This is a genomic window from Ruegeria discodermiae (genome assembly GCF_030758345.1).
GTDB lineage: Bacteria > Pseudomonadota > Alphaproteobacteria > Rhodobacterales > Rhodobacteraceae > Ruegeria_C.
On record NZ_JAVAMO010000009.1, the window covers coordinates 149,184 to 165,036 of the forward strand.

The window sequence follows — 15,853 nt, forward strand, 5'->3', positions numbered from 1 at the left end:
ATTGAAAATCGAACGGGTGGCAGCCCCGCAATCGCGAGGCTGCGCGCCGGATTAGTTCAGTTCGACACCGTAGGCGTCCTTGAGCCAGCCAAGGACATATTGCTTGGCCCCGTCCTGCACGCTGGTTGCGGTTTCCAGCGCGGCCTGCGAGCCATCGCCGACAAAGACCGGGTATTTGCCCACTCGCTTAGACGAAATCTCGGCGAAATCCGGGCGTTCGATCACGGCCTGAAACGCAGCCGTGTAGGTATCGACCACATCCTGCGGCGTGTCACCGGGCAGGAAGGCCAGTTTCTGCACCGGGAAACCAGCCACGAAAAACGCTTTCCAAGCATCCCATTGATCGCCCGAGGTCTCACAGCCTTCCGTGGCTTCGCAGACTTCCTTAAAGCTGGGAATGTCCGGGAAAGTCGGGTCGCGCACGATGCTACCGTCGTCGTCCAATGCCCCCCAGGTCATCATCGGCACTGCCTGACCAGCCTCGACCAACGGCACCGATCCGCCCAGATAACCCGAAGAGGTCTGATAATCGATGGTCGCTTCGCCACGCTCGAACATCAGCCGACCATCGCCGCGGCCCTTGATGCCAAAGACCGGCTCCACATTCATGCCCAGCATCTGCCAGGCCAGCAGTGGCACCAGATCGAGCCGCGTCGCGCCCTGGCTGCCATAGATGAAATCGACGTCCTTCAGATTGTTGGCCGACCCATCGAATTTGGCACCATCCTCGGCGTTCAGATAAGCAACGCCGCCGGTGCCCGAGGCCATGACGGGAATCCACTCCTTGTATTCATAGCGCACACGCGGATCGTTCAAGAGATATGGGAATTGCGTCGAACCGGAGGTTCCAAACAGCAGGGTGCCGTCATCGTGTTTCTGTTCCTGAAACCAGTTCGCGCCCTTTGTGGAACCCGCACCGGGCATGAACTTGACCACAACGGTCGGCTGCCCCGGCAATTCTTCGGACAGCAGCGGGGCAAAGAAGTTCGCCCACTTGGCCGAGCCACCGGTTTCCGAAAACGGGATTACCCATTCAATGGTTTTGCCTGAAAAGTCCACCTCGGCCGCGACAGGTGCCGCAAGCCCGGCGGCAGCGATCATCGATACCACGGCACGGCGCGTGAAAACAGAAACGGTCATTATGTCCTCCCTAGTGACCAGTAACGATCCCGGCTCCTCCAGCCCAGACACGGTTACCAATGCATGCGGGGTTGATTCCCCTTGCGATCTGCCAATCATGGTAGGCCAACCTTGCGCCAAGCTTGCGGGAGCTGAAATGCGGATCGTCATCGTCGAGGACAACGAGGCATTGGCAAATGCCATCGCGTACCGGCTGCGCGACCGGGGACATGCTGCGGACGTGTTGCATGATGGGCGTGAAGCCGATGCCTTTCTCGCGCGGGAGGGCGCAGATCTGGTGGTGCTGGATATCAACCTGCCGGGCCGGTCCGGCTTCGACATCCTGCGGGCCATGCGTGAGCGGGAAGATAGCGCGCCGGTCATCCTGCTGACGGCCCGGTCCGAGACCAGCGACCGGGTGGCGGGGCTCGACATGGGCGCGGATGATTATCTGGTCAAGCCCTTCGAAATGGACGAATTGGAGGCACGCATTCGCGCACTCTCGCGCCGCAAAAGCCTCGATTACGGCGCGCGCGAACGGATCGGCAGGCTGGAATTCGACCGGACCTCGCGCGAGTTTAAGGCCGATGGCATGGCACTGGATGTGCCGCGCAGAGAGATGGCGGTTCTGGAATGCTTGCTGGAACGGCGCGGGCGCATCGTCTCAAAGGCGCAGTTGACCGATCATGTCTACGGCGTCGGTGCCGATGTGGACGACACCGCGGTCGAGCCGCATGTCTCGCGGTTGCGCAAGCGCCTTGGCGCATACGGCATCTCGATTAAGACGGCGCGCGGACTGGGATATATGCTTGAGGTTGCAGTCTGATGCGTCGCGCGTCTTTGCGCCTCCGCCTCTTTGTCCTGATCCTAAGCCCGTTGGTGCTTATGGCGGTGCTGCTCGGGTACTGGCGCTTCACGGTGGCCCAGAACACCGCCGAGGACCTCTTCGACCGCAGTCTCCTAGCCGCTGCGTTGGCGATATCACGGGATGTGGCCGTCTCGGGCGGTGACGCCCTTGCACCCTCGACACGCGATCTTATCCGTGACGCAGCAGGAGGCGAGGTATTCTACCACGCGACGGGCCCCGGCGGAATCTACATCACCGGCTATGCCTATCCGCCTAAGTCGGACAACTCGGGCGGCACCGATATCTACGCCCCCCATTTCTTCGGGGCGACCTACCGCGACGAAGACGTGCGTGTACTCAGCGTCAGAGAGCGCGTCACCATCGAGAATCTGACGGGCGACGCCTCGGTGAAAGTTTGGCAGCGCATAGAAGACAGGCAGAACTTTGCCCGGCAACTGGCGATCCGCGCGGCCGCACTGATCGGCACGCTTCTCGCGACGCTGGCGCTGGTGGTCTGGTTCGGCGTCGCGCGGGGCCTGCGCCCGCTGATCGACCTGCAGGACGCTATCGCCGCCAGATCACCCAACGACCTCAGCCAGATAAGACGCCCCGTGCCAATCGAGGTTAGCGGTATCGTCAGGACGCTGAACCGCCTCTTCAGCAAGGTTGAGGCCAGCATGACCGCCCATCAGGTCTTCATCTCCGACGCCGCGCATCAGCTGCGCAACCCGGCGGCGGCGGTTCAATCTATGGCAGAAGCGGTGCGCGATGCGCCTTCGGCCAAGGAGAGAAACAAGCGGATATCGGAACTGGTCAGCGCTGCCCGCAGTTCTGCCCGCGTTGCTGATCAACTCCTGTCTCTTGACCGCTTGCAACAATCAGCGATGGCACCGGAGCTGGAGCCTGTTGACCTTCGAGAAATCGTTGAGGACATTTGCGCCGAGTTTGGGCCGACTATTCTTTCGCGCGGAATTGAGTTCGAATTCAACGCGCCGGATCAGCCAACAAGGATTTCAGGGGACAGGTTGTTCCTGACTGAGGCGGTCAAAAACCTGATCGACAATGCCCTAAAGCATGGCGGCCCTGATCTGACGCAGATTTCCGTAGCGATCACACACTCGATCGGGGAGGCCATCGTGACGATCAAGGACGATGGCAAAGGCCTTAAACCTGAGCAAAGCGAAACAGCGTTCGGGCGCTTCTCGCAGGTGGAACCATCAGATGGCAGTGGTCTAGGACTGGCGATAGCAATGTCAGTCGCTGAACGGCACGGCGGGGCGCTGGTCATCGACCGGGCCAAGAAAGGCGCAAGCATTTCACTTCATATCCCAAAACTGTAGTGGCTCGCACGTCCGGTCAAACTCAAAAGAGCCCACACTCTTGTGTCTTTGCCCCCTAAGATTGGGCCACTACTTTGGCCGAGAAGTGGGAACAAGAGATGGCTCGGAAGCGATACTCGGACGAAGACATTCTGAAACTGCTGCGTGAGATTGAACTGAAGCTGGCAGATGGCGACGATGTTCGAACGGCCTGTCGTGGTGTCGGTGTCAGCGATGCGGCCTACGACAATTGGCGGCGTCAGTTCGGTGGCATGGGCGAGTCGCAACTGTCGGAGTTGCGCAGCCTGTAGAAAGAAAATGCCCGACTGAAGAAGATCGTGGCCGAACTGGAACTGGACAAGCTGATCCTCAAGGAAAGTCTGAACTGCCTAAAACAGAGGGCCTGACGACGAGCCAACTTCGTCAGGCCGTCATTCATGCTAACCAGAGGCTCGGCACATCAGAGCGCCGCACCTGCAAGATGGTCGGCCTTGCACGCAGCTCCATGCAATACGAGGCCGTAGAGAGGAACGATGATGCTCTTAGACTGGCCATGATCCGTCTGGCCAAGAGCTATGGCCGGTATGGCTACCCTAAGGTGGCGCAGCTGCTTCGGGTCGAGGGCTGGCGTGTCAACCACAAGAAGGTAGAACGGCTATGGCGGGAGGAAGGTCTGCAACTCCCGCAGCGGCACAAGAAGAAGCGTCGCCTCTACCACAAGGACAGCTCGATCATTCGGCTCCGACCGACGCATCCCAACCATGTCTGGAGCGTCGATTTTGTTCACTACAAGCTGAGCAATGGGCGGAGCTTAGACATGGAGGAAGAGTTTCCTTTGTTGTTCTGACAGAGGAGCTGTTCGAACAAGTTTGGCCTGACCATCGGCGCGCTTGGAGCGTGGATGATATGCCAATTCGCCATGAGCAAATGTTGCTCGAAGCGCTTGAGGCTTCGCTTTCTCAAGACAATGAAGAATAGGGCATTAAAAGCGTGAGGGCAGAGTGGTCAGGGGTGCCGTAAATCCTGGTCACCTGACGGAGTTCAGAAAATTGATCAATCGCCCTTGCGGCAGTTTGAAACCATGAGAAAACAACATCTCGCTTCGCAGACATGCACAAAAAGAAATGTTATCAGTTATGAACAAAAAATTGGCAGAGAACGATGACTAAGATTGGCGATTGCCTCATTAGAGGTGCAAAAGAAGCATTGGAAATTGCTAAGGGTAAACTCGACCCTGCTGGAGCATCTGCGCCTGGTAAAAAACCCGAGAACGCCGGAGATGCTTCCGATAGACCAGCTATCGGCCAAGTGCCTTCTCGGGATCCCCATAAGGCTTGAACCTTCAATTCTATGTAGCCAAATCGACAGGAAACATCGTCTACTTTTTATTGCGTGAATGCCCTTCAATCTTGTTTTCCACATTTGTCGGGTCGTCAGCACTACGCGGCCCAAGCGATGTATCGAGCGCGCAATATATAGTCATCCGAGACACACCTAAATCGCGTGCGATCTGGGCTTTGGGTATCTGAACAAAAGCTATTGACCAAGGTCTGCAATGATGGTTGCAGCCGCAGCATTCAGGTGCTGTGCCGGAAGTCCGCTTAGGGCCGTGTGCTCGATCCGCGGATGGCGTAGCAGGGGCCGGTGCTGCAACGTCACCGAGGTCCGTGACGAGCCCATTCCGTTCAGTTTCACGCTGGTCTCCAAAGTCTGCTATCGGAGTTCCGTGCAGGTCGTTAGGGTATCCTATGGACGCGGTTCCAGGCTTGCTTTTGCGGCTCTGTGCCAACTGTTCGCGTAACGTTGGTAGCTCACGTTGGTCTTGTGAAAATAGGTTTCGACGTCGAAGGCCGCGCGCTCGGGGAGTGCGCCTGTTACCAAGAGGGCGGCCCCCTGGCTCGTCCCTGTTGCGGTGGCGGTCGCGTCGACCCTGCAGTTTGTCGCCGCGGCGAGCAGACTGGCGAAGCCTTTGTTCCTGGCAAATGGACCTTCGACGATAATGGGGCCCTTGTGTCCGGTCAGCGACAGGCATTCCGCGGTCATCAATCCGAGGTAAAAACTCACCGCCGCAGCGCGTTCCTGGGTTCCGGGCAAGGGCTCTGACCCCATCCAGCTGTGTTTTTGCCCCTGAAACGGCCCGCTGTCCGGGACAATTGCGGGCAAGAGCATGGAGCCTTCTTTCGCGACCAGGTCAAGGAATTGCTCTGCACATTCCGTGGTATGACCGTTCATCGCCAACTCGAACTCGCGTCCCCCCATGAAACGGGCGGAGGGTACCGGGGCACCCAGTGCGTTGACGTTAAGAAGCGTGTCACGCGAAGGTTCTAGAGTTACTTCTTCGCCGCCGATGGTCATGGCAATGACCCATGTCCCGGTCGAAACGACGGAAAACGGCCCGGTTCGGGTCAGTACATGAGGCAAAAGCGATGCGTTTGAATCGTGGATGCCACAGTGCACCAGCGTGTCAAAGCGCAGGCCGGTTTGCGATGCGACCTGCGGCAACACGGGTCCGAGAACCTCCGCAGATTTGCGCGCGGACGCCATTTTTTCAGATATGCCCAACCGTTCGACCAACGAAGAATAGTGCGCCTTGGACGGATTCCACAGATCCGTGTGACAACCAAGGGACGACACGTCGCTGGCCGGCACTCCTGTCAGGCGATGCCCCCAGTACTGCGGATAGGTGACAATGGTGGCGGTGCGTTCGCGAAGCGCGGGGTCCTGCTCAAATTGCCAATGCAACTGCGCGCCCAAGTTAAGACCCATCGGCAACCTTGGCGATCCGGTTTCCTCAAAGGGCGGGCGGATGGCGTCGTAGGCCGCGGCCAGATCATCAGGGCCTGTGTGCTCATAGTCGAGGATCGGGGCAGCAAGCGCGCCGTCTGGCGCGATCAGGGCGCAAGACGCCCCGTGGGTCGTGATGGAAATGGCATCTACGCCGTGCGCCTTCTGAAACTGCTCCAACCCGTCCAGAAGAAAGCGCCAGATCGCCTCAACATCGAAGTGCGGATAGGGTGGAGCGGCGAGAACCATGTTAGGCCGGGTCAGCACCTCCACTTCGGACATGTCAGTCGCATCGACCAGCGCAAGCTTGGCGTTGGTCTTGCCGATGTCGATGACGGCGACGTGCCGGGGGGTCATGGCATGTGGAAGACGGGCGTCAGCGGCACCGCCACGGGTTCGTTGTCGGGCTTGGTTTCCATGATGTCCGCCATATGCGCCCACCATCGCTGCATGATCTCGTGGCTGGGCAAGGCATCCATTTTGTGGTCGTCGGTGCGCCAGAGGACGCCAAAAAGAATGTTCGTTTCTTCGTCCAGGTGGATCGAATAGTCGGACAAGCCCGCGTCTTTCAGCAGCGTGGCAAGCTCTGGCCAGATCTCATCGTGGCGCTTCTCGTATTCATCCCTGCAGCCCGGGTTGAGCTTCATCTTGAAGGCGTATTTTTCCATGTCAGCCCCTCCACATCGACCAGAGCCGGGGCAGCGCGATGACCGAGATCAGCAACGCCCCGATACCAATCGACATCACGATACCGGGCACGTTCAGCAAGCCAAGTCCGAAAGTCACAAGCCCCATGACAAAGGCCGCGATCACGACGCCGGGGATGGAGCCGGAGCCGCCGAGGATGTTGACCCCGCCAAGGACGACCATAGTCACGATCTCAAGTTCCCACCCGAAGGCGATGGAGGGTCGGGTCGAGCCGAGGCGGGATGTCAGGCAGACGGCGGCGACCCCGGACATCAGGCCCGTCAGCAGGAACAGGGTGAACTTCACCCGGCCCACCCGAATGCCCGAAAACAGCGCCCCAGTGGCATTGTTTCCGATGGCATAGACCGCGCGGCCGAAATTGGTCATGTGCAGGATGACCGCGTAGATCACCGCAATGAAGGCGAAGAGGACGAATTCAAAGGAAATCACCCACCAGACATAGCCCTGCCCGAAGAAGGCGAAATCGGCTGGATAGCCCTTGTAGACCTGATCGCCCAACACGATGAAACTGATCCCGCGGAAAAGGCTCATCGTGCCGATGGTGACGACGATGGATGGGAGGCCAAGGCCGGTGACGAGGAAACCGTTGACCGCCCCACAGGCCAGACCGACGGCCAGACCGATCAGGACCAGCCCCTCTGTCCCGACGCCCGCCTGCACGGCGGCGCCCATGGCGGTCGAGGCCAGTGCGATGATCGCGGCGACGCTGAGGTCGATTTCGCCAGAGATAATAAGCAGGGCCATGGCAAAGGCGATCATCGCCTTTTCGGTGAAGTTGAAGGTCGCGTCGGAAAGGTTCCAGGCGTTAAGGAAATAGGGTGAGGCGAAGCTGTTGGCGATGAAGATGCCGATTGCGACCAACATCAGCAGGCTTTCCCAGCTTTTCAGGTTCCGCTCCAGCGGCGAGCGCAGGCGATCGGGGATCGAGCGTGTCGTCGTGGTCATGTCGCGTGCTCCGCGCGTTTGAGGATGATGCGGCCCTTCGTCAGGTTGGCCTGGGCATTCAGAACAACCGCGATGATGATCGCGCCGCCCGAGATGGCCATCTGCCAGAAGGGAGAGATGTTCACGACCGGCAGGGCATTGGCAATGATGCCGAGGAACAGCGCGCCCAGCAGCGCGCCGGGGACCGAACCGATGCCACCCATGATCGACACGCCGCCAATGACGCAGGCCGCCACGACGGTCAATTCAAACCCCCCGGCAACATCGACATAAGCAACCGCGAAGCGAGAGACCCAGAGGTAGCCGGTCAGACCGGCCAGCGCGCCAGAGATCGTGAAGGCCCAGAACTGGGTCCGGCCCACGTTGATCCCGGCATAGATCGCCGCATGGGGGTTGCCCCCGGCAGCGTAGAAGGCGCGGCCCAGGGTGGTGCGGGTCATGACGATGGTGAAAAGGATCACCGCCGCGATGGCAAACCAGCTTAGCGCCGGAAGGCCAAGAAGCTCGGTGCGTGGGAATGCCTTGAAAGTGTCGCTCATCTCGTGGCTGTTGACCCATTTGCCCTCGGTCAGAAGGAAGATGGTTCCACGGAAGATGGTCATGGTGCCAAGGGTCACCACGATAGGCGGGATGTCCAGTTTCCACACCAGGATACCGTTGAACATTCCAAGGCACGCCCCGAACCCGGTGGCCACGACCAGCGTTACGATAATCGGGAGACCTGGTGCCGAGATATTGATCAGTGACACGACCATGCCGGTCAGCGCGAGGTTGGCGGCGACCGAGAGGTCGATGCACTTCGTCAAGATCACGATCATCTGGCCGATGGCCAGCAGGATCAGCGGCGAGGTGTCGTTGAAGACGGCAGCCAGGTTCGACAGCGTGATGAACGCCGGGAAGCGGCTTGAGATGATGCCAAGCACCAATCCGATGGCGACCAGCAGCAAAAGTTCGCGGGAGGCGAGGATACGTTTCATTGCGCGTCCTCCTTGATCCCTGCGGCGTGGCTGACAAGCGTTTCGGGCGTGATCTGGTCGCGGGCCAGTTCCGCCACGATGCGCCCCTCGCGCATGACGATCACACGATCCGACATGCCCACGATCTCGGGGATTTCGGAACTGACCATGATGACGGCGAGCCCTTGTGCGGCAAGCTCCGCCATGAATTCATGCACGGCGGCCTTGGACCCGATGTCGATGCCCTTAGTGGGTTCGTCCAGGATGATGACCTTGGGCTGGGTAGCGAGCCATTTGGCGATCACGACCTTCTGCTGGTTGCCGCCCGACAGGTTGCCGACATCGGTGTCCAGCGAAGCGGCGCGCAGGTCGAGACGTTCGGTATAATCCCGTGCCAGCTTGAATTCCTCGGCCAGCTTGATGAAACCCTTGCGCGAGGTGCGAGCGAGTGACGGCAGAGTCACGTTCTGAAAAATCGGCAGCGCGCCGATTGTGCCTTGTTTGCCCCGGTCCTCCGGGACATAGACGATGCCACTTGCGACCGCATCGGCGGGCGATGCAATGGAAACCGGTGCCCCGTCAATCCTCACGGTTCCGCCCGAGAGGCGGGTGATCCCGAAAAGGGCCTGCATGAATTCGGACCGACCTGCGCCAACCAGCCCGTAGAACCCGAGGATTTCGCCGCGCCTGAGCGTGAAACCGATGTCCGCGAATTCGGTCGGGTGGTCGTACCCCGCGACTTCGAGGATATCGTGGCCGACGTTGTGGTCGCGTTCGGGGAAAATCTGGCTGACGTCGCGGCCCACCATAAGCTTGACCAGTTCCGGTTCGCTGACATCTACAATCGCCCCTTCGCCGACCATCTGGCCGTCGCGATAGACGGTGTAGAAATCGGCGATGCGGAATATCTCGTCAAACTTGTGGCTAATGAAGAGGATCGCCTTGCCTCGCGCCTTCAGGCTTTCGACGAGTTCGTAAAGCTCTTCGATTTCCTTCTGGCTGAGGGCTGCGGTCGGTTCGTCCATGATCACAACGCGCGCGTCGATGGACAGCGCCCGGGAAATGGCAACCAGGTGCTTGTTCGCGGTTCCAAGGTCCTTGAGCGTCGCGCCCGGATCAATCTTGGCCCCGATTCCATCCAGAATCTCTCGCGCGCGGGTCGCCATGGCGGTTTTGTCGATCAGGCCAAATCGCCCCTTTGGCGCATGACCGAGAAAGATGTTTTCCGCCACCGTCAGTTCGTCGAAAAGGACGGTTTCCTGATGGATGGCGGTCACGCCAGCAGTTTCGGCAGATTGCGGTGTCGGGAAACTGAGAGCCTCGCCATCGATTCGGATGTCACCCTCGTCGGGTTGATAAATGCCCGTCAGAACCTTCACCACGGTAGACTTGCCAGCACCGTTTTCGCCCACCAATGCCGTGACCTTGCCCGGGTAGAGGTTTAGCGAAACATCTGAAAGGGCCCGCACGCCGGGAAATGTCTTGGTCACGCCGGACAGGCTCAGAAGCGGTGTAGGGGCGGCGGCGTTCGACACGTCTGGTCTCAATTCCAACTGCATGGACAGTGTTTCTGGATGTGGGAAGAGTAGGGAGTCGGGGCGCGGGTCATCGCACACGCCCAGACACGTCGTTCAGATTAGAAGATCGACTTGAACTGTTCGATGTTCGAGCTGTCGTAGGTGAACGGATCAGCCATGGCTGCCGAGCCGGTGTCATCCAGCGTCACCGAACCCATGCGGCCCATCGGGATTTCGGCACCGGCACCGGTTTCAGCACCGTTGGCGATTGCATGCGCCAGCATGGTGGCCGAGTAGCCAAGGTCAATCGGGTTCCAGATCGCGAAGCTCTTGGTTGCACCGCTATCAACACAGCCTGCCATCTCGGACGGGAGGCCCAAACCGGTCACGTTGATCTCACCGATCTTGCCCGCGTCGGTCACCGCTTGGCAGGACGCCAGGATGCCAACGGTCGTTGGCGCGATGATCGCCTTCAGGTTAGGGTAGGACGCCATGAGGCCCTGTGCTTCGCGGTAGGATTTGTCGCTGAGGTCGTCGCCATAGACGGTGGCCACCAGATCGACGCCGTCATAATTCGGAAGAACCTCTTTCGCGGCCTCGATCCAGGCGTTCTGGTTGGTTGCCGTGGCCGACGCCGACAGGATCGCAACTTCACCACCATCCGGCATGTGATCCGCGGCAAGCTTGATGATCGTGTTGCCGATCAGCGGGGTCGAGGATGGGTTCAGGTGCATCTGGCGTCCGGCTTCAGCCACACCCGAGTCCCAGGAAATCACGGTGATCCCGCGGTCCATCGCGCGTTTCAGCGCCGGCACAAGTGCATCAGGGTCATTTGCCGATATCGCGATGGCGTCGACACCCTGCGCGATCAGGGAGTTGATGACCTCGATCTGACCTTCCGCGGTGGTGTCGGTCGGGCCGGTGTAGATGATCTCGACATTGCCGAGTTCTCCGGCGGCCTCTTCAGCGCCTTCGGCGGCTGCCTCAAAGAAGCCGATACCAAGCGCTTTTACGACCAGAGCTATGCGCATGTTGTCCTGCGCCATCGCCGTGGTGCCAAACATGCCGGCGGCAAGGCTCATCCCTGCGACAATTGATGTGAAAGTACGACGCTTCATGATAGTTCCTCCCAGAAAGTCATGTTTGGGTCTAGGGTTTCGGAGGCGGTCAAGAGGCCACCTCGTTTTCTTGAACGCTGCCCGACTGGGCAACGATCAGATTCACACCGGCAGCCTCAATCATGGCCGCCGCCTTGTCAGGAATTCCTTCGTCGGTGATCACGGTCGTGATCCGGTCCAACTGGCAAAGCACCAGGCTGGAGCGCTGCGCGAATTTCGAACTGTCGACCAGAACGACAAGCTCATCTGCCTGTCCGATCAGTTTCTGTTCCGCCTGGATCAGAAGGGGATCGGCCTCCATCAGGCCGATGGGGCCCAGCCCCTGCGCCCCCATGAACATGCGCTTTGCATAGAAGTTGCGGGTCACGTCGTTGTCAAAGGGCGAAAGGATTATGTTCTGTTCCCGGTAGATCGCGCCGCCTGACAACATGATCGTGTTCTTCGAATGCTTCAGCAGGTGCTCGGCAATCGGGAACGAATTGGTAAAGACCTGCATCCTGCGGTTGGCCAGCGGATGCACCATCTGAAAGGTCGTCGTGCCCCCGTTGATGATGATGCTGTCACCTTCGCTACACATCTCAACCGCCGCGCGCGCAATCGCCTGCTTCGCTGCGATATTCATGGTTTCGTTGACGACGAACGGACGGCCCGCCAGCCCGGCGAACTGCGGTGGCGTTATGGCCTCAGCGCCGCCTCTGACACGGCGTACCTTCTGTTTCATGTGAAGTGTTGAAATGTCGCGTCGGATTGTGGCTTCGGACACGCCGGTCAGGGTGCACAGGTCCCCAACCGTCACGACGGGGCGATCCTGCACCGCTGAAATGATGATCCTATGGCGTTCTTTTTCGTGCAAAGCCACCTCCCATTCACTCCACGCTGCGCAGATTCGTCGCAGCTGTCAATCAATTTCGATCATTTTCAATCATTCGGAATTGTATAATGACTGTTTGTGATTGTTTTTGATTGACATAACGATGCACACTACTAAGCCTAAACGCGATGGTGCAGTACCGACCGCTGCATCCGTGAGGAGGGCAGAACGTTGGAATCCATCGAAAATCAGCTTCTTGTGAACCGCTGGGATGACGCTGTGGCAGGTGGTATGTCCGAATCGGAACTGCTTCTCTATCGCTCCAACACGTTGGGATCGGATAAGCGCGTCACAAACTATGGCGGTGGCAATACCTCTGCGAAGGTCATGGAAACCGACCCACTGTCCGGTAAAGAGGTCGAGGTGCTCTGGGTCAAGGGTTCCGGCGGTGACATCGGGTCCATGAAACTTGACGGCTTCTCCACGCTATACATGGACAAGGTGAACGCGCTGAAGGGGCTTTATCGCGGGGTCGAGTTTGAAGATGAAATGGTCGGCTATCTGCCCCACTGCACCTTCAAACTGAACCCGCGCGCGGCCTCAATTGACACGCCCTTGCACGCCTATGTGCCGCGCAAACATGTCGATCACGTCCACGCCGACGCGATTATTGCGATCGCAGCGTCGAAGAATTCGAAGGAGCTGACCCAGGAAATTTTCGGTGACCGGATCGGTTGGCTGCCGTGGAAACGGCCAGGGTATGAACTGGGCCTGTGGCTTGAAAAGTTCTGCCTGGAAAACCCGGATGCCGATGGCGTCGTCCTTGAAAGCCACGGATTGTTCACATGGGCTGACACGGCGAAAGACTGCTATTACTCCACCATCGGCGTGATCAACGTCGCGACCAAGTGGTTGGCTGAAAAGACCGCCGATGTTCCGGCCTTTGGCGGAGCGGTCCACCAGAGCCTCGCCCGGGAAGGTAGGCGGGCCGTTGCTGTCCGGCTGATGCCCGCGATCCGTGGCTTTGTCAGTGGCAACCAGCACATGGTCGGGCATTTCAACGACAGCGACTCGGTGCTTGAGTTCGTGAATTCTAAGGACATGGAGGCGCTGGCGGCCCTTGGCACGTCCTGCCCTGACCATTTCCTGCGCACTAAGATTCGCCCTTTGGTCGTCGGCTTCGACCCGGCCCAGAACGACATCGACGCAGTGCTTGAAGGCCTGCCCGCGCAAGTCGCGGCCTATCGTGAGGACTACACGGCCTACTACAACCGTTGCAAACACGATAACTCGCCTGCGCTTAGGGACCCCAACGCGGTTGTCTACCTGATCCCTGGGGTTGGCATGATCACATTTGCCAAGGACAAGGGCACGGCCCGCATTTCCGGCGAATTCTACGTCAACGCGATCAATGTTATGCGCGGGGCAAGTGCCGTCAGCGAATACTGCGGCCTGCCAGAGCAGGAAGCTTTTGACATTGAATACTGGCTGTTGGAAGAAGCCAAGTTGCAGCGCATGCCGAAACCAAAATCGCTGGCTGGTCGCGTCGCGCTGGTCACCGGCGGCGCCGGCGGCATAGGGTCGGCAACGGCAGAACGTTACCTGTCCGAGGGCGCCTGTGTCATGCTGGCCGACATCAATCCTGACAGCCTCACCGCGACGGAAGCAGTCTTGACCCAGCAGTTCGGCAAGGACGTCGTGTGCACCGTCCTGATGGATGTCACGGATGAAAATGCCGTGGCCCACGCGTTGGCTGAAACATCCGTCGAATTTGGCGGCATCGACATCCTTGTCTCGAACGCCGGGATCGCATCCTCTGCCCCGGTTGAGGAAACGTCCCTCGACCTTTGGAACAAGAACATGGACATCTTGTCCACGGGGTATTTCCTTGTCAGCCGGGAAACTTTCAAGATCATGCGGGTGCAGGACATGGGAGGATCTATCGTTTTCGTGGCCTCGAAAAACGGGCTTGCCGCCTCGCCCAATGCCTCGGCCTATTGCACGGCGAAGGCCTCGGAAATCCACTTGGCCCGTTGCCTTGCGCTGGAAGGTTCTGAGGCCGGGATCAGGGTCAACGTTGTGAACCCGGATGCGGTGTTGCGGGGCTCCAAGATCTGGGAAGGCGATTGGCTGGAGCAGCGGGCTTCGACCTACGGCACGGATAAGGAGGGGCTGGAAGAGATGTACCGCAACCGATCCATGCTGAAACGCTCAGTCCTGCCGAAAGATATCGCCGAGGCCTGTTATTTCTTCGCCGCCGAGACGTCGGCCAAATCCACGGGTAACATTCTGAACGTTGATGCGGGCAACGTTCAGGCCTTCACGCGATAGGGAGACGGTCCATGAGCTATGAGAGCGCCAAAGCACAATTCGCTGTCTGGGGCGTCGACACTGATGCTGCGATCAAGGCTCTGAGGGACATCCCGATTTCCGTTCACTGTTGGCAAGGCGATGACGTGGTCGGGTTCGAAAACCAGACCGGCACCTCGGGCGGGGGCATTCATGCAACCGGAAACCATCCGGGCCGGGCCCGCAACCCCGACGAACTGCGGGCGGATCTTGAGTTTGCCTATGCAAAAATCCCCGGGTCACATCGGTTGAACCTGCACGCGATGTACATGGACACAGACGATACCCCGGACCGGGATGAGATCGAGTACCGCCATTTCGCGCCATGGGTCGACTGGGCCAAGGGCATCGGCATCGGGCTGGATTTCAACCCGACCTTCTTTGCCCATAAAAAGGCCGACGACAACCTGACGTTGGCGCACCCCGACAAGGGCATCAGGGACTTTTGGATCGAACATGGGAAACGCACGCGGGACATCGCGGCGCAGATGGGAGCCGCGCTTGGTTCACCTTGCATCAACAACATTTGGGTTCCGGATGGGTTCAAGGACCTTCCTATCGACCGTATGGCGGCACGGGCCCGGCTTGAGGCCTCGCTCGACACCATGCTGGCCGAGGCGAAATCGGATATGCTGGATGCGGTCGAATCCAAGCTTTTCGGCATCGGGGTTGAGGCCTGCACGGTGGGCAGCCATGAGTTCTACATGGGCTATGCGATCCGCAACAAGACACTGCTGTGCCTCGACATGGGGCACTTCCACCCGACCGAGAATATCGCCGACAAACTGAGCGCCGTGGCGCTGTCTCTGGATGAGCTTCTGCTGCACGTGTCGCGCCCTATGCGTTGGGACAGCGACCATGTGATCATGCTGAACGATGACATCCTGGCGATGGCACATGAACTGGTCAGCGGCGACCTGTTGGGCAAGACCCATATCGGGCTTGATTTCTTCGACGCCACGATCAGTCGAACGGCTGCTTGGGTGATTGGCACGCGCAACATGCAAAAGGCGCTTCTGCAGGCGCTTCTGAAGCCCTGGGATCGCTTGCGAGCAGCGGAGGACGCGCTGGATTTCACAAGCCGGTTTGTTGTGACAGAAGAACTGAAGGACCTGCCCTACGGAGCAGTGTGGTCTGAATTTTGCGCCAGAAACGGCGCGCCTACAGGTACTGAACTGATCACTGAGCTTGACGCTTATCAGGCCACTGTAGCGGGTCGCTGAGGCACGGACCATTTTCTTGGAAAGTTTCCGTCTGGACAATCTATGTTGGAAAGAAGGCCAAGATTGCATTCGAAAGAAAGCGGTCATTGCGCCGGTGACCGTTGAGCGGCCTCATTGTCCGAGATCAGTGAATTCGTCCAATCACAGATCTCGCTGG

14 protein-coding genes are annotated in these 15,853 nt (G+C 59.1%); 6 read left to right on the forward strand and 8 right to left on the reverse strand.

All coding sequences use genetic code 11. The features are described from left to right. Window positions 1–51: 51 nt before the first annotated feature. Window positions 52–1,140: a type 2 periplasmic-binding domain-containing protein gene (locus tag Q5Y75_RS18350; RefSeq protein WP_306200254.1), complete on the reverse strand. Its 1,089-nt coding sequence runs from the start codon at window positions 1,138–1,140 to the stop codon at window positions 52–54. Between the two features lie 136 nt (window positions 1,141–1,276). Between Q5Y75_RS18350 and Q5Y75_RS18355 the strand changes: the two genes are divergently transcribed. The 4 genes from Q5Y75_RS18355 to Q5Y75_RS18370 all read left to right on the forward strand — a co-directional run bounded on the left by Q5Y75_RS18355 (window position 1,277) and on the right by Q5Y75_RS18370 (window position 4,132). Beyond that, window positions 1,277–1,945 (forward strand): response regulator transcription factor, encoded by a 669-nt coding sequence (locus Q5Y75_RS18355; protein WP_306200256.1) that lies wholly within the window; start codon window positions 1,277–1,279, stop codon window positions 1,943–1,945. Continuing rightward, complete coding sequence (locus tag Q5Y75_RS18360; RefSeq protein ID WP_306200257.1) at window positions 1,945–3,306, forward strand: sensor histidine kinase; 1,362 nt, start codon at window positions 1,945–1,947, stop codon at window positions 3,304–3,306. Before Q5Y75_RS18355 ends, Q5Y75_RS18360 begins: the two co-directional genes overlap by 1 nt. 98 nt (window positions 3,307–3,404) lie before the next feature. Beyond that, on the forward strand, window positions 3,405–3,596 hold the full coding sequence (locus Q5Y75_RS18365; RefSeq protein ID WP_306200260.1) for a transposase: 192 nt from the start codon (window positions 3,405–3,407) through the stop codon (window positions 3,594–3,596). A gap of 170 nt (window positions 3,597–3,766) precedes the next feature. Continuing rightward, window positions 3,767–4,132, forward strand: a complete 366-nt coding sequence (locus Q5Y75_RS18370) for an IS3 family transposase (RefSeq protein ID WP_306200262.1) — start codon at window positions 3,767–3,769, stop codon at window positions 4,130–4,132. A gap of 899 nt (window positions 4,133–5,031) precedes the next feature. On the opposite strand, the gene Q5Y75_RS18375 is transcribed toward Q5Y75_RS18370, so the two are convergent. The 7 genes from Q5Y75_RS18375 to Q5Y75_RS18405 form a co-directional block, all read right to left on the reverse strand. Further along, a complete protein-coding gene (locus tag Q5Y75_RS18375) occupies window positions 5,032–6,426 on the reverse strand; it encodes an FGGY-family carbohydrate kinase (RefSeq protein ID WP_306200264.1) in 1,395 nt (464 codons plus the stop codon). After that, a complete protein-coding gene (gene rhaM / locus Q5Y75_RS18380) occupies window positions 6,423–6,737 on the reverse strand; it encodes an L-rhamnose mutarotase (protein WP_306200266.1) in 315 nt (104 codons plus the stop codon). Before rhaM ends, Q5Y75_RS18375 begins: the two co-directional genes overlap by 4 nt. A 1-nt stretch (window position 6,738) precedes the next feature. Then, window positions 6,739–7,722, reverse strand: coding sequence for an ABC transporter permease (locus tag Q5Y75_RS18385; RefSeq protein ID WP_306200268.1), 984 nt, complete (start codon window positions 7,720–7,722; stop codon window positions 6,739–6,741). Then, on the reverse strand, window positions 7,719–8,699 hold the full coding sequence (locus Q5Y75_RS18390; protein WP_306200270.1) for an ABC transporter permease: 981 nt from the start codon (window positions 8,697–8,699) through the stop codon (window positions 7,719–7,721). The genes Q5Y75_RS18385 and Q5Y75_RS18390 overlap by 4 nt, the downstream gene beginning before the upstream one ends. Next, window positions 8,696–10,237, reverse strand: coding sequence for a sugar ABC transporter ATP-binding protein (locus tag Q5Y75_RS18395; protein ID WP_306200272.1), 1,542 nt, complete (start codon window positions 10,235–10,237; stop codon window positions 8,696–8,698). The genes Q5Y75_RS18390 and Q5Y75_RS18395 overlap by 4 nt, the downstream gene beginning before the upstream one ends. A 77-nt stretch (window positions 10,238–10,314) precedes the next feature. Beyond that, window positions 10,315–11,313 (reverse strand): rhamnose ABC transporter substrate-binding protein, encoded by a 999-nt coding sequence (gene rhaS / locus Q5Y75_RS18400; protein ID WP_306200273.1) that lies wholly within the window; start codon window positions 11,311–11,313, stop codon window positions 10,315–10,317. Window positions 11,314–11,362: 49 nt separating this feature from the next. Then, window positions 11,363–12,166: a DeoR/GlpR family DNA-binding transcription regulator gene (locus Q5Y75_RS18405; RefSeq protein ID WP_306200275.1), complete on the reverse strand. Its 804-nt coding sequence runs from the start codon at window positions 12,164–12,166 to the stop codon at window positions 11,363–11,365. Between the two features lie 189 nt (window positions 12,167–12,355). Here Q5Y75_RS18405 and Q5Y75_RS18410 point away from each other — a divergent pair, with 189 nt between their 5' ends. Next, window positions 12,356–14,455 (forward strand): bifunctional rhamnulose-1-phosphate aldolase/short-chain dehydrogenase, encoded by a 2,100-nt coding sequence (locus Q5Y75_RS18410; RefSeq protein ID WP_445758203.1) that lies wholly within the window; start codon window positions 12,356–12,358, stop codon window positions 14,453–14,455. 11 nt (window positions 14,456–14,466) lie between these two features. Then, complete coding sequence (locus Q5Y75_RS18415; RefSeq protein WP_306200277.1) at window positions 14,467–15,696, forward strand: L-rhamnose isomerase; 1,230 nt, start codon at window positions 14,467–14,469, stop codon at window positions 15,694–15,696. The last annotated feature ends 157 nt before the right edge of the window (window positions 15,697–15,853 follow it).

What these genes read in the sequence shown, in the direction of transcription:
- Q5Y75_RS18365 (WP_306200260.1), top strand. Translation starts at nt 3,405, where the DNA reads ATGGCTCGGAAGCGATACTCGGACGAAGACATTCTGAAACTGCTGCGT.
- Q5Y75_RS18350 (WP_306200254.1), bottom strand. Translation starts at nt 1,140, where the DNA reads ATGACCGTTTCTGTTTTCACGCGCCGTGCCGTGGTATCGATGATCGCT.
- rhaS (WP_306200273.1), bottom strand. Translation starts at nt 11,313, where the DNA reads ATGAAGCGTCGTACTTTCACATCAATTGTCGCAGGGATGAGCCTTGCC.
- Q5Y75_RS18370 (WP_306200262.1), top strand. Translation starts at nt 3,767, where the DNA reads ATGGTCGGCCTTGCACGCAGCTCCATGCAATACGAGGCCGTAGAGAGG.
- Q5Y75_RS18415 (WP_306200277.1), top strand. Translation starts at nt 14,467, where the DNA reads ATGAGCTATGAGAGCGCCAAAGCACAATTCGCTGTCTGGGGCGTCGAC.
- Q5Y75_RS18355 (WP_306200256.1), top strand. Translation starts at nt 1,277, where the DNA reads ATGCGGATCGTCATCGTCGAGGACAACGAGGCATTGGCAAATGCCATC.
- rhaM (WP_306200266.1), bottom strand. Translation starts at nt 6,737, where the DNA reads ATGGAAAAATACGCCTTCAAGATGAAGCTCAACCCGGGCTGCAGGGAT.
- Q5Y75_RS18375 (WP_306200264.1), bottom strand. Translation starts at nt 6,426, where the DNA reads ATGACCCCCCGGCACGTCGCCGTCATCGACATCGGCAAGACCAACGCC.
- Q5Y75_RS18395 (WP_306200272.1), bottom strand. Translation starts at nt 10,237, where the DNA reads ATGCAGTTGGAATTGAGACCAGACGTGTCGAACGCCGCCGCCCCTACA.
- Q5Y75_RS18390 (WP_306200270.1), bottom strand. Translation starts at nt 8,699, where the DNA reads ATGAAACGTATCCTCGCCTCCCGCGAACTTTTGCTGCTGGTCGCCATC.
- Q5Y75_RS18385 (WP_306200268.1), bottom strand. Translation starts at nt 7,722, where the DNA reads ATGACCACGACGACACGCTCGATCCCCGATCGCCTGCGCTCGCCGCTG.
- Q5Y75_RS18360 (WP_306200257.1), top strand. Translation starts at nt 1,945, where the DNA reads ATGCGTCGCGCGTCTTTGCGCCTCCGCCTCTTTGTCCTGATCCTAAGC.